Source organism: Rhodococcus sp. O3, assembly GCF_048897285.1.
Lineage (GTDB): Bacteria > Actinomycetota > Actinomycetes > Mycobacteriales > Mycobacteriaceae > Rhodococcus.
Genome location: NZ_JBMBTE010000029.1, coordinates 32,924 through 51,309, shown reverse-complemented (window position 1 = coordinate 51,309; position 18,386 = coordinate 32,924). Strand labels below are relative to the sequence as shown.

The 18,386-nt window shown below is 68.3% G+C and carries 16 protein-coding genes; 12 read left to right on the top strand and 4 right to left on the bottom strand.

Annotation, left to right across the window (positions count from 1 at the left end; genetic code table 11):
* The first annotated feature begins 136 nt into the window (after positions 1-136).
* From ACN675_RS11245 to ACN675_RS11225, 5 genes are read left to right on the top strand one after another with little or no spacing between them, the layout of a single operon-like run.
* Entirely contained in the window at positions 137-2,836 is a 2,700-nt protein-coding gene (locus tag ACN675_RS11245) for a cation-transporting P-type ATPase (RefSeq protein WP_420750942.1), read from the top strand.
* Between the two features lie 5 nt (positions 2,837-2,841).
* Positions 2,842-3,729 (top strand): universal stress protein, encoded by an 888-nt coding sequence (locus ACN675_RS11240; RefSeq protein WP_420750941.1) that lies wholly within the window; start codon positions 2,842-2,844, stop codon positions 3,727-3,729.
* 57 nt (positions 3,730-3,786) lie between these two features.
* Positions 3,787-5,286 carry an amino acid permease gene (locus ACN675_RS11235; RefSeq protein WP_420750940.1) on the top strand — a complete coding sequence of 500 codons (1,500 nt, stop codon included), beginning with the start codon at positions 3,787-3,789 and terminating at the stop codon, positions 5,284-5,286.
* A 60-nt stretch (positions 5,287-5,346) separates the two neighbouring features.
* Positions 5,347-5,661, top strand: coding sequence for a hypothetical protein (locus tag ACN675_RS11230; protein ID WP_197252098.1), 315 nt, complete (start codon positions 5,347-5,349; stop codon positions 5,659-5,661).
* A gap of 28 nt (positions 5,662-5,689) precedes the next feature.
* Positions 5,690-5,905: a hypothetical protein gene (locus ACN675_RS11225; protein WP_420750939.1), complete on the top strand. Its 216-nt coding sequence runs from the start codon at positions 5,690-5,692 to the stop codon at positions 5,903-5,905.
* A gap of 12 nt (positions 5,906-5,917) precedes the next feature.
* On the opposite strand, the gene ACN675_RS11220 is transcribed toward ACN675_RS11225, so the two are convergent.
* The gene (locus ACN675_RS11220; protein ID WP_420750938.1) at positions 5,918-6,373 is read right to left on the bottom strand and encodes a VOC family protein; all 456 of its coding nucleotides are present in this window, start codon (positions 6,371-6,373) and stop codon (positions 5,918-5,920) included.
* Between the two features lie 144 nt (positions 6,374-6,517).
* On the opposite strand from ACN675_RS11220, the gene ACN675_RS11215 reads away from it, so the two are divergent.
* Positions 6,518-7,204, top strand: a complete 687-nt coding sequence (locus ACN675_RS11215) for a YceI family protein (protein WP_420750937.1) — start codon at positions 6,518-6,520, stop codon at positions 7,202-7,204.
* On the opposite strand, the gene ACN675_RS11210 is transcribed toward ACN675_RS11215, so the two are convergent.
* Positions 7,185-8,120, bottom strand: a complete 936-nt coding sequence (locus ACN675_RS11210; RefSeq protein WP_420750946.1) for a sterol desaturase family protein — start codon at positions 8,118-8,120, stop codon at positions 7,185-7,187. The genes ACN675_RS11215 and ACN675_RS11210 overlap by 20 nt on opposite strands.
* Positions 8,121-8,290: 170 nt before the next feature.
* Between ACN675_RS11210 and ACN675_RS11205 the strand changes: the two genes are divergently transcribed.
* The 6 genes from ACN675_RS11205 to ACN675_RS11180 all read left to right on the top strand — a co-directional run bounded on the left by ACN675_RS11205 (position 8,291) and on the right by ACN675_RS11180 (position 16,831).
* Entirely contained in the window at positions 8,291-8,752 is a 462-nt protein-coding gene (locus ACN675_RS11205) for an RrF2 family transcriptional regulator (protein ID WP_420750936.1), read from the top strand.
* A gap of 87 nt (positions 8,753-8,839) precedes the next feature.
* Positions 8,840-9,439 (top strand): TetR/AcrR family transcriptional regulator, encoded by a 600-nt coding sequence (locus tag ACN675_RS11200; protein WP_420750935.1) that lies wholly within the window; start codon positions 8,840-8,842, stop codon positions 9,437-9,439.
* A 39-nt stretch (positions 9,440-9,478) separates the two neighbouring features.
* Complete coding sequence (locus ACN675_RS11195) at positions 9,479-11,818, top strand: MMPL family transporter (protein ID WP_420750934.1); 2,340 nt, start codon at positions 9,479-9,481, stop codon at positions 11,816-11,818.
* Positions 11,819-11,860: 42 nt separating this feature from the next.
* Complete coding sequence (locus ACN675_RS11190; protein ID WP_420750945.1) at positions 11,861-13,588, top strand: ABC transporter ATP-binding protein; 1,728 nt, start codon at positions 11,861-11,863, stop codon at positions 13,586-13,588.
* The gene (locus ACN675_RS11185) at positions 13,585-15,483 is read left to right on the top strand and encodes an ABC transporter ATP-binding protein (RefSeq protein ID WP_420750933.1); all 1,899 of its coding nucleotides are present in this window, start codon (positions 13,585-13,587) and stop codon (positions 15,481-15,483) included. Before ACN675_RS11190 ends, ACN675_RS11185 begins: the two co-directional genes overlap by 4 nt.
* Before the next feature lie 64 nt (positions 15,484-15,547).
* Positions 15,548-16,831 carry an ROK family transcriptional regulator gene (locus ACN675_RS11180; protein ID WP_420750932.1) on the top strand — a complete coding sequence of 428 codons (1,284 nt, stop codon included), beginning with the start codon at positions 15,548-15,550 and terminating at the stop codon, positions 16,829-16,831.
* A 9-nt stretch (positions 16,832-16,840) separates the two neighbouring features.
* Here ACN675_RS11180 and ACN675_RS11175 read toward each other — a convergent pair whose 3' ends face one another.
* Positions 16,841-17,464 carry a class I SAM-dependent methyltransferase gene (locus ACN675_RS11175; RefSeq protein ID WP_420750931.1) on the bottom strand — a complete coding sequence of 208 codons (624 nt, stop codon included), beginning with the start codon at positions 17,462-17,464 and terminating at the stop codon, positions 16,841-16,843.
* 87 nt (positions 17,465-17,551) lie between these two features.
* Entirely contained in the window at positions 17,552-18,238 is a 687-nt protein-coding gene (locus ACN675_RS11170; protein ID WP_420750930.1) for a TetR/AcrR family transcriptional regulator, read from the bottom strand.
* Between the last annotated feature and the right edge of the window lie 148 nt (positions 18,239-18,386).

The following is an 18,386-nucleotide window of genomic DNA, read 5'->3' as shown; positions in this document are numbered from 1 at the left end:
TCCGGTTCGAAAGCATGTTCGAACCATAGCGGGACCCACCGACAAAGTCGGATCGGACCGATCGTCAGGAGGATCGCCAGCGCAGAGGCTTTGCGTCGCCGTGCTCATCGCAGCGCCATTCGGTAAAGTATTGGTAATGGAGCAGTGGCACGCGCTCGACACCACCGCCACGTTGGATCGTCTGGATTCCTCGCCGACCGGCCTGAGTTCGGACGAAGCGGAGCGGCGGCTCACCGAGTGCGGCCCGAACGCCTTACCGCGTCCTCCGTCGGACCGCTGGTGGGGGCGGTTGCTACGACAGTTCCACAATCTCCTGCTCTATGTGATGCTGGGTGCCGCGGTCATCACCGCGTTTCTGGAGCACTGGATCGACACAGGGGTACTGCTCGCTGCGGTTGTGATCAACGCGCTGCTGGGCTTCGTGCAGGAGGGGCGCGCCGAATCCGCGCTCGACTCGATCCGGGCGATGCTGGCCCCCCGCGCCCGCGTGCGCCGGGACGGGCGGCTCGTCGATCTACCCGCCGCCGAACTGGTCCCCGGCGATGTCGTCCGGCTCGTCTCCGGTGATCGGGTACCCGCCGATCTGCGGCTGATCCGCGTGCGTGAACTCCGTATCGACGAGGCAGCGCTGACCGGCGAATCCGTGCCGGTGGACAAGACGTCCCACCCTGTGGAGGCGGACAGCGAGCTCGGGGATCGCCGATCGGCCGCCTATGCGGGAACCGTCGCCGTGTTCGGGCAGGGCGACGGCGTGGTCACCGCCACCGGGATCAACACCGAACTCGGCCGTATCAACGCTCTCCTCGCCGGAATTCCCAAGAGCACGACGCCCCTGCTGCGCCAGATCGACCGGTTCGCCCGGTGGCTGGCCGTGGTCATCCTGGCCGTCGCTGCGGCGACGTTCGTGATCGGAATCGCGTGGCGAGGCGAATCTCCGGCGGAGATGTTCACGCTCGTCGTTGCGCTCGCCGCCTCGGCCATCCCCGAGGGGTTGCCGGCGATCATGACGGTCACCCTCTCGCTCGGGGTGCAGCGGATGGCCCGGCGAAATGCCGTGATCCGGCGGCTACCTGCAGTCGAGACGCTCGGCTCGGTCACCGTGATCTGTTCCGACAAGACCGGCACGCTCACCCGCAACGAGATGACCGTGCAGAAGGTTTTGTGCGCACACGACCGGATCGACGTCGGCGGGATCGGCTACGCGCCGATCGGAGCGTTGACCGCCGGCGACGGCACCGTCGCGGATCGGGCATCCGTCCCCCCGCTGGACCTCGCCGTGCGAGCCGGAGTGCTCTGCAACGACGCCCGCCTGTTCGAGACGGACGGGGCGTGGCAGATCGAGGGTGACCCGACCGAGGCAGCGCTGCTCGTGCTCGGACGAAAGGCGGGCCTGTCGAAGCAGGACGCCGAGCGCACCTGGCCGCGGCTGGACGTCGTGCCCTTCGAATCCGAACACCGGTTCATGGCCACCCTGCATCGCGCCGACGACCCGGCACACGAGCGGATCTTCCTCAAGGGAGCCCCCGAGAGGATCTTCGCGGCGTGCACCCATCAGCTCGGGAAGGACGGCTCGAGGACCGACTTCGACACGGCCCACTGGAACGCCTGCGCGGCCGATACCGCAGCGCAGGGGCTGCGCGTGCTGGCTCTGGCCTACCGGGAACGCAAAGCCGTCGGTGCCACCCTCGACTTCGAGGACGCCGAGCACGATTTCACGATGCTCGCGCTGGTCGGGATCATCGACCCGCCGCGGGAGGAAGCCGTCACCGCTGTACGCGAATGCCACCGAGCTGGCATCACGGTCAAGATGATCACCGGCGATCACGCCGCGACGGCCGCCGAGATCGGCGCTCAGATGGGGCTCGGCGTCGGCTCGCAGCCCGTCACCGGGGCCGAGATCGAAGCGCTGGACGAACCGGCGTTGCGGCGCGTTGTCGCCGACGCCGACGTGTTCGCCCGGGCCAGTCCCGAACACAAGTTGCGCCTGGTGCGGGCACTGCAGGCGAACGGTCACGTGGTGGCGATGACCGGCGACGGCGTCAACGACGCCCCGGCCCTCACCCGCGCCGACGTCGGTGTCGCGATGGGTGCCGGCGGCACCGAGGCGGCCAAGGAAGCGGCCGACATGGTGCTGGCGGACGACAACTTCGCGACGATCGCCGCTGCGGTGCGCGAAGGCCGCGGCGTCTACGACAACCTCAAGAAGTTCGTGCTGTTCATGCTGCCCACCAACGGCGGCGAAGCACTCGTGGTGATCGCCGCGATCCTGTTCCAGCTGACGCTTCCACTCACACCCGCACAGGTGCTGTGGATCAACCTGGCCACGGTCAGCACCCTGGGTCTGGCGCTCGCGTTCGAGCCGACCGAGTCGTCCGTGATGCGCAGGCCGCCACGTCCACCCACGGAGTCGCTGATATCGGCCTTCTTCGTGTGGCGCGTGGCCATGGTGTCGGTGGTGATGATGGCGGGCGCACTCGGACTGTTCCTGTGGGAGCTGGAATCGGGTACGACCGTGGAGGTGGCGCGTACGATCGCCATCAACGCGATCGTCGTGGCCGAGATGTTCTACCTGGTCAACAGCCGCCGCATCGAGGAGTCGGTCCTGAATCGAGAGGGCCTGTTCGGCAACCACTACGTGCTGGGCGCGATCACCGCCTGCATCGGGCTGCAATTGCTCTACACCTATATGCCGTTCTTCCAGACCGTGTTCGGATCTTCGGGCCTCACTCTCGTGGAGTGGGTGAAGGTGCTCGGCGTCGGACTGACGGTCTTCTTCGTCGCCGAGGCGGAGAAGTGGGTGGTCCGTCGCATCCGCGCCAGAAATGAGGGGCTGTAAACACAATGGAGACGTCATCTCTTCGGCACATCCTGGTTGCCACCGACCTGTCCGATGGTGCGGCGCACGCGGTCCGCCGCGCCGCGCAGCTCGCCCGCGAACACCACGCGCAGCTCACCGCGGTGTATGTGCCGTCCTCGGCCGCACCGGAAAAGCTGCGGCGGTCGAATGCACTCCTGGCGGGGCATCTGAACCGATGCGTCGGCGACACAGCGGTCGATGACACAGCGGTCGGTGACACACAGGTCGACGGTGTGGTCCGGGCGGGTGACATCGCCTCCGTCGTCGGCGCCGTCGCCGGTGAGTGCGACGCCGAGCTTCTGGTCGTCGGCGCGCACAGCGGTCGACTTCCCATAGCGTTGCTGGGAAGCACCGCCGAGCGACTCGTCGGAACGAGTGCCGCGCCGGTGCTGGTGGTCCGGAATCCATCCGACGGCCCCTACCGGACCGTCCTTCTGGCCGTGGACACTTCTCCCGTCTCCGCCTCGGCCGCCCGTACCGCCGCAGCGTGGACACCCGGCGCCGACCACATTGTCGTGCACGTGTCGGTCGTCATGGGTGAACAGCTCATGCGAATGCACGGCGCCGACGACGTGGGGTTGGCGCAGCTGCGGCGCGTGAGTACCGAGCAGGCCCGCTCTCACCTCGACGAATTCGCCGCGACGCTGATCCCCGAACCTGCCGACACCCGCATCGAATCCGGTCATGCCGCCACGAGGATCCCGGAAATCGCCGACGAGTATCGCGCCGAGCTGATCGTCGTCGGGACCGGGGAGCGTTCGGCACTCGAATACGCGATGCTCGGCAGCGTCGCCCAGTACGTACTGCGATACGCCACCACGGACGTCCTGGTGATGCCCGAGGGTGGATCGGGCTCGAAATCGGCTGTATGAGTTTCCACTCACGTGGGGTAGTCGCAGCGGTACGTTCCTCCAAGGAGAGGAGTTGCCATGACTCAGGTCGGCGGCGCACGCGGGAGCGGACTCTTCCGCACCAAATCGGTCGAGCAGTCCATTCGTGACACCGACGAACCGGATTCGAAGCTCCGAAAAGACCTCACCGCGTGGGATCTGATCGTCTTCGGCGTCGCCGTCGTCATCGGTGCCGGCATCTTCACCTTGACGGCCCGCACCGCCGGTAACGTCGCGGGCCCGTCGGTATCCCTCGCCTTCGTGTTCGCCGCGATCGCGTGCGCCCTCGCCGCGCTGTGCTACGCCGAGTTCGCGTCGACGGTGCCGGTCGCCGGCAGCGCCTACACGTACTCGTTCGCGACGTTCGGCGAGTTCATCGCGTGGATCATCGGCTGGGACCTCATCCTCGAGTTCGCGCTGGCCGCAGCGGTCGTCGCCAAGGGCTGGTCGCTGTATCTCGGTGAGGTGATCGGCGGGCTGTCGTCGTCCTTCATGCTCGGGTCGGTGAAGGTCGACTGGGGCGCCGTCCTCATCACCATCGTCATCGGCGTGCTCATCGCGACCGGGACCAAACTGTCGTCGCGGGTGTCGTTGGTGATCACCTCCATCAAGATCGCGGTGGTGATCTTCGTCGTCGTCCTCGGCGCGTTCTACATCCAGGCGGACAACTACTCGCCGTTCATTCCGCCGTCGGAGGCGGGCGACACCGGTGAGGGTCTGCACCAGTCGCTGTTCTCGTTCGTCACCGGCGCCGGCGGCAGCACGTTCGGCTGGTACGGCCTGCTCGCCGCGGCCAGCCTGGTGTTCTTCGCATTCATCGGATTCGACGTGGTCGCCACGACCGCGGAGGAGACCCGGAACCCGCAGAAGGCCGTGCCGATCGGCATCCTCGGCTCGCTCGCCATCGTCACCGTCCTGTACGTCGCGGTCAGTCTCGTCCTCACCGGCATGGTGAACTACACCCAACTCGCCGGGGACGAGTCGACCCTGGCCACGGCGTTCGCGCTCAACGGCATGGACTGGGCGAAGAACCTCATCTCCATCGGCGCTCTCGCCGGCCTGACCACCGTCGTCATGGTGCTCATGCTGGGGCAGACGCGCGTGCTCTTCGCGATGGCCCGCGACGGCCTCATGCCCCGGCGGCTCTCGCACACCGGCCGCCACGGCACCCCGGTCCGCACGACCGTCGTCGTGACGGTGGTCGTCGCGATCCTCGCCGGCCTGATTCCGCTGGGCACCCTCGAGGAGATGGTGAACATCGGCACGCTGTTCGCGTTCGTCCTGGTCTCGCTCGGCGTGATCGCGCTGCGGCGCATGCGCCCGGACCTCGAACGCGGATTCCGGGTTCCTTTCGTTCCCGTGGTGCCGATCCTCTCGGTGCTCGCGTGCGTGTGGCTGATGATCAACCTGTCTGTGGAGACGTGGCTGCGATTCGTGGTGTGGATGGTCATCGGCGTCGTCGTCTACTTCACCTACAGCCGGAAGCATTCGGTGCTCGCCGGACAGGGCAGGGTCGGATCACCGACCTCCTCGCCTTGACCGGAACGGGCGGGTGAAGGTGCGAATCGACTATTCCCGAGCATCCGACCGGAGGCCACGATGCCGCAGCGTCTGAGAATCGACCGGGGTTTCACCATCGGGGCGGGGGCCGTGCAGTGCTGGTCGTGGAACTGGCACGGCGAACCCGACGCCGATCGCGGGCCCGTCCTCTTCATTGCGGATCCGAAGGACGTCCCGCCCCAGCGCGTGGTGCTGGTGACCTACGACATCGCCAAGTGCCGGGCCGGCCCGAACGAGCTGCATCCGTCGGAAGTGTTCTACGAGTTCAAGATCCGGAACGACAGCAACATCACCGTGGCGTTCCGGCTGGAGATCGTCCTGCTCGACGACATTCCGGTCCGTGACACCACATGAGACGACACGACACGAGAACGGAACCGTCATGAAGCTCACCGTCATCGTCGGTGCCGAGGGCCAGGTGATCGGGACCGCCCACCACATCGACAGCGAGGAAGGCTCCGGGACCGGTGGCCCGATCGCGGGTCCCGGTCAGTCGGTGCTCCTGATCGACGTGCCCGCGGAGGTCGAGAACGTCCACGACGTCGACGAGCTGTACCGGGCGCTCGAACACATCATCCGGTCCGGCACCCCCAAGTAACACACCTGAACATCAGCCGAGTTGCTCGAACAGGGACACGATGATCCCGTCGGGTCCCCGCACGTAGGCCATGCGCACGCTGTCCTCGTACGTGCCGATGCCACCGACGAGCCCGTACCCGTCCGCGGCAGTCGCGTCGAGGGCCGCCTGCAGGTCGCCGACCTCGAAGGACACGTTGCGCAGCCCGAGTTCGTTGGGCATCGCCGTCGGCGATCCGGGCACGTGGCCGGGCGTGACGAAGGCCGAGAGCTCGAGCCGGCACCCTCCGTCCGGCGGACGCAGCATCACGATGTTGCAGTGTGCCCCGGGGAGGCCGTAGACGGTCTCCGGGAACTCGCCCTCCACGGATCCGGTGCCCTCCACCTCGAATCCGAGTTTCACGAAGAACGCCGTCGCCGCGTCCAGGTCCGAGACGGTGATGCCGACGTGGTCGAAACGTCGTACGTGTGCCTGTCGTTCGTGTGCCATGGGGAATCATCCTCCGAAGTTGTCTCGCCGATTCGATTCTGGGACGGAGCCGCGGCCGGGATCTCGACACGACCCGGAATCCGAAAGGTGACACCGCCTTGCAGAACCTGCGAAACAGCGGGTGCCGCAATTAGGGTCGTCGCCATGCGCAAACTCTGGTGGTCCCTCGCGGCGGTCGTCGTGATCGTGCTGCTCGGTTTCTTCGTCGCTCCGTGGGTGTACGGGACGTACATCGCCGAGGACGACGCTCCCGCCGCGGCGGTGTCGACGTCCGGCGCGGAGGCCGCGACCGGCGACCTCGAGGGTTCGTGGACGATCACGCCCGGGTCGGAGGTCAATCGCACGGCCGCCGGGTACACCGTGCACGAGATTCTGCGCGGCGCCGATGTCACCGTCGTCGGCAGCACCGACCAGGTCACCGGATCCGCGACGATCGAGGCCGACAAGCTCACCGCCGCGGAGGTGACCGTGCAGGTCGCCGGGATCACCACCGACAGTTCGCAGCGCGACGGCCAGTTCCGGGGCCGGGTCATGGACACCGACACCTATCCGACCGCCACGTTCGTCCTCGCCGAACCGGTGGACCTGTCGGGACTGCCCACCGACGGGACGACCGCGACGCTGCCGGTCGCCGGGACGCTCACCCTGAAGGATCGGTCGCTTCCGGTGACCGTGGACGTCGAGGTGCTGCGCTCGGGCGCCGACCTCGTGGCGTCGGGCAGCGTCCCGGTCGTCTGGTCGGACTTCGGGGTCGAAGCCCCGAGCCTCGGATTCGTCACCGTCGACGACCGCGGCAGCGTCGACTTCCTGGTCAGCTTCGCGAAGAACTGACCGCCGCGGACCGGTCGGCCGGTGCCCAGCCGGGCGGCCCGAACACGTAGCCGAGCTTGTCGCGCCACGACGACGCGGACCGCCAGTCCCGCGCGATCGCCCGGTATTCGTGGGTCTGCAGATCCCAGATGTTGTAGGTGCCCACCGGCTTGGTGAGCCCGTAGGTGGGCCGGTGGGTTTCGGGCCGGAACGTGCCGAACATGCGGTCCCACACGATGAACATGCCCGCGTAGTTGCGGTCCAGGTATTCGGGATCGCACCCGTGGTGCACCCGGTGGTGCGACGGTGTGTTGAACACGAACTCGATCGGCCGGGGGAGCGTCCCGACCCGCTCGGTGTGAACGAAGAACTGGTAGACGAGGTTGACCGAGAACCCGACGAACACCATCCACGGGGGAATGCCGAGCAGCGGCAACGGGATCCACATGAGGATCTCGCCGCTGTTGTTCCACTTCTGACGCAGCGCGGTCGCGAAGTTGAAGTACTCGCTCGAGTGATGCGCCTGATGGGTGGCCCAGACGATGCGGACCCGGTGCGCGATGCGGTGGTACCAGTAGAACAACAGGTCGACACCGACGAGCAGGATCACCCACGTGTACCAGGCGTCGGCGGGCAGGTGCCACGGCGCCACGTACACCCAGATCGCCGCGTAGCCGACGAGCGCGATGACCTTCCACATCGCGCTGGTCGCGATGGACACCAGCCCCATCGACAGGCTCGCGCGCGCGTCGCGGAACTCGTAGCCGCCGCGCGGCGGGCGGGTACGGCCGTCCGCGCCGGGTTCGACGTGTTCGAGGGTGCGGGCGGCGGTCCACTCGAGGATCAGGAACAGCAGAAATGCCGGGATCGCGAGCGCCACCGGATCCTGCAGCGGCTCGAGCAGCGAACCCCACGAGTGGAACAGGGTCTCCCACATGTCGTCCTCCGGTGTCGTGCGGGCAGGCATTCAATCTACCGAAATGTGTCGGTGGTCACTCCGGGTGGTCCCGGGGCCGCGACCCCGGCCGTCCGGTCCTGGCATACTTTCCCCCTGATCGGATAGGAAATCCGGTGGCGTCCGCGAGGGGAACGGCGAGGAGGGCGGCAGTGCACATCACCGCGAGGGTGGATTACGCCGTGCGCACGTTGCTCGAGCTGGCGGCCGCGGGTGACGCCCCGGCCAAGGCCGAGGGGCTGGCGAAATCGCAGCACATCCCGCACAAGTTCCTCGAAGCGGTGCTGGCGGATCTGCGGCGCGGCGGCCTCGTGCGCAGTCGTCGCGGACCGGAGGGTGGCTACTGGCTCGCGCGCCCGGCCGACGAGATCTCCGTCGCGGACATCATCCGCACGGTCGAGGGCCCGCTGGCGTCGGTGCGCGGGGAGCGACCCGAGGACGTGGTGTACACCGGGCCGGCGGAGAAATTGCGGGATGTGTGGATCGCGCTCCGGGTGAACCTGCGCGCGGTTCTCGAGGAGGTCACGCTCGCCGACATCGTCGACGACGACCTGCCCGGCTTCGTCGGCGAGCTCATCGCCGATCCGGGAGCGTGGACCCGCCGCGAGGTGTGAGCTACCGCATGGCTGCTCGGCGAGTGTGGGCAACCACATAAAACTGCACAACTCTGCAAAGTTACAGAGTTCTGCAAGTTCTGTACGTTGGATGACGTGACCGAACTCGGACTGCGCGACCGCAAGAAGGCTGCCACCAGGGCTGCCCTCGGCGCGGCCGCAGCGCGTCTGGCCCGGGCTCGGGGCATCGAAGCCGTCACCGCCGACGCGATCGCCGCCGAAGCGGGCGTCTCCACCCGCACCTTCCACAACTATTTCGCCAGCAAAGAGGAAGCGGTCCTCGAGCACCTCGACGCGCTGCTGCAGAACTGGCTCCAGCGGCTGCGCGACCGACCGTCGGACGAACACGTGTGGGACGCGATCGAGGCGGCGGCACTCGAGGTCGTGGCCGAGATCGACGACTTCGACGAACTGTGCGCGATGTTCGAACTCGTCGAGCAGAGCCCCGCGCTCGTCTCGCGCAGCATCGAGATGCAGACGCGCACCGCACCGTTGCTGGTCGAGACGATCGCCGAACGCAGCGGTCGCCACGCCGGCACCGACATCTACCCGGCACTGCTCAACTACTGCGCCGTGGCCGCGATCCGCGCATCGATCGACCTGTGGGTGGCCGGGACCTCGGGCGCGCAGTCCCCCGAAGAACTCATCCGCGCCGCATTCGATCGGCTGCGGCAAGGAATTTCGTAGTCGGCTTCCGCCTGCGACACATCCGAAGAAAGGCGCCTTGTGGCTACCTACCTGTATCGGATCGGCAGATTCGCCTACCGGCGGAAAGGCACGGTCCTGTCCCTGTGGATCGCGATCCTCGTCCTGTTCGGCGTGGGTGCGGCGACCCTGTCCGGACCCACCACCGACTCCTTCTCCATCCCGGGCACTCCGGCGCAGCAGACGCAGGACCTGATGGCCGAGCGTTTCCCGAATGCCGGCGACCCGATGAACGCGCTCAGCGCGCGTTACGTGTTCGCCGCTCCGGATGGGCAGACCCTCGACGAGCCGCAGAACATGGCGGCGATGAACGACGTGCTCGCCGCGGTCCGCGGGATCGACCGGGTCGCCCCCGGTGCCAAGGTCGACCCGGTCGCCGCAACCCCCGAGCAGCAGCCCGCGCTCCTCGTCGACCCGGTCACCGCGAACGCGGGCCTCGTCGAGCAGATGAAGGCCGCAGCCCAGCAGCAGGGCGGCACCGTGGAGTCCGCGCTCGCGGACGCCGCCGCGCTGTCGCCGCTCAGCCCCGATCGCACCGTCGGTTACGTCACCGTCCCGTTCCAGGGCAGCATCACCGACGTCGACGCCGCACTGACGGACCAGATCACCGCCGCCGCCGACATCGGCCGGTCTGCCGGCCTGAACGTCCAGGTCAGCGGCACCGCCGCGGCCGAAGCCGAAATGCCGGGCGGACTCACCGAGCTCATCGGCATGGGCGTCGCCGCGGTCGTCCTCGCCCTGACGTTCGGTTCGCTCGTCGCCGCCGGTCTGCCGCTGATCTCCGCGATCATCGGCGTCGGCATCGGCAGCCTCGGCATCACCATCGCCACCGGCTTCGCCGACCTGAGCTCGATGACCCCGACGCTGGCCATCATGATCGGCCTGGCCGTCGCCATCGACTACTCGCTGTTCATCGTCTCCCGGTTCCGCCACGAGATCACCGTCACCGCCGACCGCGCCGAAGCGGCCGGGCGCGCGGTCGGCACCGCGGGATCCGCCGTGGTGTTCGCCGGCCTCACCGTGATCGTCGCCCTGGTCGCGCTCAGCGTCGTGGGCATCCCGTTCCTGTCCGCCATGGGCTACGCCGCAGCGTTCACCGTGTTCATCGCCGTGCTCATCGCCATCACCCTGCTGCCCGCGATCCTGGGTCTGTTCGGCAACAAGGCCTTCGCGGGACGCGTCCCCGGTGTGAAGGCGAACGATCCGGAAGCGGACACCGACAAGCCGGGTGCCGCGCAGCGCTACATCGGCTGGGTCACCCGTAAGCCGCTGATTCCGCTCGTCGCCGGGATCCTGCTCCTCGGCATCGCTGCCGTCCCGGCACTGAACCTGCGTCTCGCCCTGCCCACCGAGGCCACCGGCGACCCGCAGACCAGCTCCCGCCAGGCCTACGACCTCGTGAACGAGGCGTTCGGGCCCGGCCGCAACGGCCCGCTGCTCGTCGTCGCCGACGCGCGCGAGGCGAACATGTCGGCGCCCGCCGCGTTCGGTGCGGTCGTGCAGGACCTGTACGAACACGACGAGGTGGTCAACGCGCAGATCGTCGCCGTGAACGAGGCCGGTGACACCGCGCAGATCATGGTCACGCCGAAGTCCGGCCCCAGCGAGGCCGCCACCATGGATCTCGTCGCCGACCTGCGCGCCGGCGAAGCGGATCTCGAGGCCCGCACCGGCATCTCCTACGGCATCACCGGGCAGACGGCCCTCGAAGGCGATGTCTCCGAGACCCTGCAGAGCGCCCTCGTCCCGTACCTCGCCGTCGTGGTCGGACTCGCGTTCATCCTGCTGATGCTCGTCTTCCGGTCGATCCTGGTGCCGCTCACCGCGACGCTCGGCTTCCTGCTCAGCGTCCTGGCGACCTTCGGTGCGACCGTCGCGATCTTCCAGGAAGGCTGGGGCGGCCTGATCTCGAACCCGCAGCCGCTGATCAGCTTCATGCCGATCTTCCTGATCGGCGTGGTGTTCGGCCTGGCGATGGACTACCAGGTGTTCCTGGTCACCCGCATGCGCGAGGACTACGTGCACGGCTCCACGGCGAAGGAAGCCGTCCGATCCGGTTTCCGTCACGGCGCCCGGGTGGTGACCGCCGCGGCGATCATCATGATCTCGGTGTTCGCGGCCTTCATCGCCGAACCCAACGCGTTCATCAAGTCCATCGGCTTCGCGCTGGCCGCCGCGGTGTTCTTCGACGCGTTCGTGGTGCGCATGGTCATCATCCCGGCCGTCATGGCGCTGCTCGGCGACAAGGCCTGGTGGCTGCCCAAGTGGCTCGACCGGATCCTGCCGAACGTGGACGTCGAGGGCGAGAAGCTCACCCGCGAACTGGCGGCGGCGTCCGAGCGGGACACGGTCCACGCGTGAACGATCACGGCGTGACGTGTCCGCCCAGGTAGGTTGATGCCCATGTTGGTCAGGCTTCTTCGGCGATTCCTCGCGCCTCACGGTGGTGCACTGGTTGCAGTCGTCGTGCTGCAACTGGTGTCCACGGTGGCGATGCTGATCCTGCCCAGCCTCAACGCGGACATCATCGACAACGGTGTGGCCCGCGGCGACATCGGCTACATCATGCGCACCGGCGCGATCATGCTGGTGATCGCCGCGTTCGAGGTGGCCTGCGCGATCGGCGCCGTCTACTTCGCGGCCCGCACCGCGATGGCCGTGGGACGCGACATCAGGCTGTCGCTGGTCCACCGCGTCGGGCAGTTCTCCGCCCGCGAGCACGGCAAGTTCGGGGCGGCGTCGCTGATCACCCGCAACACCAACGACGTGCAGCAGATCCAGATGCTCGTCATGATGACCTGCACCATCGTCGTCATCGCCCCCATCATGGGGATCGGCGCCATCGTCATGGCACTGCGCGAGGATCGGGGAACCTCGGTGGTCGTGGCGGTGGCGGTCCCCGTCCTCATCCTCACGATCCTGGGTCTGATGGCGATGATGCTGCCGTCGTTCCGGATCATGCAGACCAAGATCGACAGCGTGAACCGGGTGCTGCGCGAACAGATCACCGGCATCCGTGTGGTTCGCGCGTTCGTCCGGGAAGAATCCGAGGGCGCCCGATTCGACGCGGCGAACCTCGACCTCACCATGACGGCGCTGCGCGTCGGGCGGATCAACGCGGTGCTGTTCCCGGCGGTGATCCTCATCGCCAACGCCAGCACCGTGGCCGTGCTGTGGTTCGGCGGGCAGCGCATCGACAGCGGTGCCATGGAAGTCGGATCGCTGACCGCGCTGATCACCTACGTCACCCAGATCCTCATGGCGGTGCTCATGGCGTCGTTCGTGGCGCTGATGGCGCCGCGCGCGGCCGTCTGCGCCGACCGCATCCTCGAGGTCCTCGGCACCGAGCCGTCGGTGTCGTGCGCGGAGAACGCCGTGACGATGCTGCCGCGCCCGGTCTCCGTCGAGTTGAAGGGCGTCGGTTTCTCCTACCCGGGCGCCGACGCGCCCGTGCTGCACGACATCGCGTTCCGGGCCGAACCCGGCACCACCACGGCGATCATCGGCGGCACCGGGTCCGGCAAGACCACCCTCATGCGCCTGATCCCGCGGCTGATCGACGTCACCGCCGGTTCGATCGAGGTCGGCGGCATCGACGTCCGGAACATCGACCCGGCGGCGCTGCGCCGCGAGATCGGTGTGGTGCCGCAGAAGGCGTACCTGTTCTCCGGCACGATCGCCGAGAACCTGCGGTACGGGCGGCCCGACGCCACCGACGACGAACTGTGGCACGCCCTCGAGGTCGCGCAGGCCGCGGACTTCGTCGCGGCCCTGCCCGAGCGGCTCGAGACGGTCGTCGCGCAGGGCGGCACCACCGTCTCCGGTGGGCAGCGGCAGCGCCTCGCCATCGCCCGCGCGCTGGTCCGCCGGCCGGCGGTCTACCTGTTCGACGACGCCTTCTCCGCGCTCGACCCCGCCACCGATGCCCGACTCCGGGAGGCCCTGGTGCCCGAGACCCGCGACGCGTGCGTCCTGATCGTCGCCCAGCGGGTGTCGACCGTGCAGGACGCCGACCGGATCATCGTGCTCGACGACGGCGCGGTTGTCGGGTCCGGCACCCACGTCGAGCTGCTGTCGTACTGCCGGGAGTACATCGAGATCGTCGAGTCCCAGCGGATGGCGGCCGTATGAGCACCCAGACCCCGACCCTCCCGGCCCAGCCGCAGAACGGACTCGCGTCGATCAAGCGGATCCTCGGGCTGCTGCACCCGCAGCGCTTCATCGTCTACGGCGTGCTGCTGATGGTGCTCCTCGGCGTGATCGCGCAGGCGGTCGCGCCGCTGCTGCTCGGTCGCGCCACCGACGTCATCTTCAACGGCGTCATCGGCCTGCAGCTGCCGGCCGGGCTCACGAAGGACGAGGCCGTCGCGCAGCTGCGCAGCGAGGGCAACGACCAGTTCGCCGACATGGTGTCCGGGACCGCCGCCGTGCCCGGTGTCGGCATCGACTTCGGCGCCCTCGGCCGGATCCTGTTCGTCGTCCTGGCGCTGTACCTGCTGTCGTCGGCCCTGATCTGGGTGGCCGCGTACGGCCTGAACGAAATCGTCCAGCGGGTGGTGCGAGACCTGCGTTCGCGGGTCGAACGCAAGATCCACAACCTGCCCCTGCGCTACTTCGACACCCACTCGCGCGGTGACCTGCTCAGCCGCGTCAGCAACGACATCGACAACGTGTCGACGGGCATGCAGGAATCGATCAGCCAGCTCGTGCTGGCCGTGCTGACCCTGATCGGCCTCGTCGTGATGATGCTGTGGATCTCGCCGCTGCTCGCGCTCGTGGCGCTGTTCATGGTGCCCGCGTCCGTCGTCGCGACGGCCATGGTCGCGCGCCGGTCCCGCAAGCACTTCGCGGCGCAGTGGGAAGCGACCGGCAAACTCAACGGCCAGATCGAAGAGGTGTTCACCGGCCACGAGATCGTTACCGCGTACGGGCGCACCGCCGACGTGGAGCGCAGCTTCGCCGAGACCAACGACGAGTTGTTCCGGTCCGCCTACCGTGCCCAGTTCGTGTCCGGCACGGTGATGCCGCTGGTGACCTTCCTCGGCAACCTCAGCTACGTGGGTGTGGCTGTGCTCGGCGGCCTGCGCGTGGCGTCGGGCACCATCACCCTCGGTGAGGTGCAGGCGCTGATCCAGTACTCGCGTCAGCTGGCTCAGCCGCTCGCCCAGATCGGTGCGATGGTGAACCTGCTGCAGTCCGCCGCCGCGTCCGCGGAACGGGTGTTCGCGCTCCTCGACGAGCCCGAGCAGGAGCCCGAGTCTCCGGCGCCGACGTTGCCGTGGGGTCGTCACGGCAGCGTCGAATTCGACGACGTGTCGTTCTCCTACGATCCGGATCGTCCGCTCATCGAGCACCTGTCGTTGCGGGCCGAACCGGGCCAGATGGTCGCGATCGTCGGCCCGACCGGCGCCGGCAAGACCACGCTGATCAACCTGATCCTGCGGTTCTACGAGCTGAACTCCGGCCGCATCCTCGTCGACGGTGTTGACATCACCTCGATGTCGCGGGCCGAGCTGCGGTCGCGGATCGGCATCGTGCTGCAGGACACCTGGCTGTTCGGCGGCACCATCCGGGAGAACATCGCCTACGGCAACCCGCACGCCACCGAGAACCAGATCCTGTCCGCGGCCCGCATGAGCTACGTGGACCGGTTCGTGCGCGCCCTCCCCGACGGCTACGACACGATCCTCGACGAGGAATCGGGCAGCCTCAGTGCCGGTGAGCGTCAGCTCATCACGATCGCGCGGGCCTTCGTGGCCAAGCCGTCCATCCTGATCCTCGACGAGGCCACCAGCTCCGTCGACACCCGCACCGAACTGCTCGTGCAGCAGGCCACCGCGCGGTTGCGCGACGACCGCACGAGTTTCGTCATCGCGCACCGGCTCTCGACGATCCGCGACGCCGACCGGATCGTGGTGATGGAGGACGGGCGCATCGTCGAGCAGGGCACACACGAGGACCTGCTCCGCGCCGGCGGCGCCTACACCCGGTTGTACGACGCGCAGTTCCGTGCGCTGGTGGACTGATTCCCTTTTGCGCTCGCTGAGCGTAAGCGTTCAGTAACAGCGCTGCCGCGCCGACAATGACGGCATGGCAGACGCGTCGAAACTCCGGATCGCCGCACGCGCCACGTCGTCGACCGTGACGCGGACCCAGACCGCGCGTTCGTTCGGGTCCGTGCCGCGTGCGGGCAACCCTGCGTCCGGCACGATCACTCCGGCGGGGCAGGTGTTGCGGGTGCTGCGCAGGGGCGGGGCCGCGACCCGCAGCGAACTGTCGCGGCACACCGGATTCTCGTTGTCCGCCGTCAACCGCATCGTCGGTGAACTCCTCGGCCGTTCACTGCTGCGCGACCGTCCCGAGCTGGCCGCCGGCGGGATGGTGGGGCGGCCGCAGATTCCGCTCGACCTGAACACCGACGCGTACTTCACCGTCGGCGTCCACGTCGGTGAGCACGGAATGTGGTGTGTCGCAGGTGATCTTCGGGGGCGGGTCCTCGACCGTCTCGAATTCGACGTCCCGGCCACCGCACACGCGGCGCTGCCCGTCGTCGCGTCGGCGCTGCACCGGTTTCGTCTCGCCTACCCGACCCGGTGCGCGTTGTGGGTCGGGGTGGTCGGTGCCGGTGGCGGCCACGGATTCGGCTGGGACGACGTGCCGGATGCGGCGTGGGCCGCCGCGATACCCGTGCCGGTCACGGTCACCCCGCACGTCGACGCGATGGCCGAAACGGAACTGTGGGCACTGGAACTCGCCGGTCGCCCAAGCCCGTCGAGCTATCTGTACCTGCACGTCGACGAACCGTTCGGTGCCGCATGGATCGTCGACGGACGTATCCCCGCACCGGGCAGCGGCCCCGGCACCATCGGTCACCTCGCGATAGGTTCGGACGTGCCGTGTCCGTGTGGCCGGGTCGGATGCCTCGAGGTCACCGTAGCCGACCGGACGTTGCTCGCCGCCGCGGTCCGCGACGGTGTGCTCGGCTCGGGAGCCGCGTCCCGCGGTATCGGCGAACTGTATGCCGCCGCCGAATCGGGATCGAAAACTGCTTCTGCGCTTCTGGATTCACGAGCCGAGGCGATCGGGCGGGCGGTCGCGGTGATGCGGGACATCGTCAATCCCGACGTCGTCGCGGTCGGAGGGCGGGGGCTGGCGGCCTACCGTCCCGGTCGCCAGGTCCTCGCCCGCAGCTATGCGCGGGCGAGCGCGCTGCCCGCTCTTCCGCTCACCTTCTCGTCGTTCGGTGAAGAGATCGGCGACGCCGGCGCGCTCGGTGCGTCGCTGTCAGCGGTGTACACCGACCCGGTCGCGACTCTGGGCCGCCGGACGGCCCGCCCGTCCTACGATCCTGCCGCCGACCGCTTCTGCGGATAAGCCTGCGCGTCAGGGTCGTCGGACGGCGCGGAGCACCGCGTCGTGCATGACGAACTCCTGCCCGTCGTGTCCGTTCACCGTGTGGGTCCGCGACTCGGCGACCACGACGTCCCACAGGCCCGGTTCCAGTCCGGACGCGAGTTCGCTTGTGGTGACCCGCGATTCCGGTGCCGTGTGATCTCCGTGGTGCGGGTGGACGGAATGGTCGTGGCCGACGACGAGCAGCGTTCCACCCGGCGCGACCGCGTCGGCCAGGCGCTGCAGGAGTTCCTCGCGCGGTCCGGGTGCGTGCACGTAGTGGGAGGAGACGAGATCGTAGCCGCCGCGCGGCGGTGTCCATTCGCTCAGATCCGCGCGCACCCACTCGATGCGGTTCGCGATGTCGGCCCCGGCGGTGGCGGCGTGCACACGCGCGCGGTCCAGAGCTGCCTCGGCGATGTCCACCGCGGTCACGTGCCAGCCCCGCGTGGCGAGCCACAGGGCGTCGCCGCCCTCACCGCAGCCGGCGTCCAGTGCCCGGCCGGGTGGCAGGTCCGCGACCTCGGCGACGAGCTGGGGATTGGGATCGCGGCGGATCGTGGAGCGACCCCGGTAGCGGTCCTCCCAGAACTCCCTGTCGAATGCGTCGGGCATGATGACGTCCTTCCGTGTGCTGCCCCGACTGTGCGCGACACCCCGGCGGAAGGGCAAGTTCCCTTGCCGGATCGGCAAGGGGGACGATCAGTCCGGATCCGGCACGGGCTCGCGCGATTCGTCGGGTTCCACCTCTTCAGGTTCGGAGGTGTCGTCCGCGGACCGGGTACGTCCGGCGAGGGCGGTCAGCGACTCGAACCGTCCGATGTAGCGCTCCATGAACAGGCGGGCCTCGTCGTGTCCGCGTGTGACGTCGATGGCCGCCTCGTTGACGATGGTGCGCGCGAGACCGGTGAGGAACATCGCGATCACGACGGGCGGAAACTCGTCGAGGTCGACGCCGTGCGAGCGCAGCGCGACGGTCAGCGCGGTTGTCTCGATATCGCGGACCCGCTCGGCGTACGCCTTCAGTTCCGCCCCGATCGCCTTGCGGTGGTTTGCCAGGGCCATGAATTCGGTGTGCAGTCGGGTCATGCGGGTGTCGGAGGCGATCCGCCACAGCGCCCGCAGCGGATCCTCCTCGGACAGTGCCCGGCGCTGACGTTCGAGCACGTTCTCCGCGCCGGAGCGCAGCACCGCGAGGAACAGGTCGTCCATCGTGGGGAAGTAGTAGTACACGAGCGCCGGCTTCACACCGGCCCGCGTGGCCACCCGCCGCGACGTCGCCGCGGCGTAGCCTTCCTCCTCCATGATCTGAGCGGTCGCCTCGAGCAGTCGCTCGCGCGCTCCGGGTTCCTTGCCCTCGCTCACCTGTGGCCTACCCACTCGGAACACCTCCGGTCCACGTCGGGCGCATGATCGCAGCGAGGAACCCGCTCGGGTCTTGACTGTGATCTACGCCTCATGCAAACATGTGGCCACTGTATCAGCCTGATCGATCGATCAGTTTTTCTGCCTTCGCCGCACCGCGCGAACCGCACGT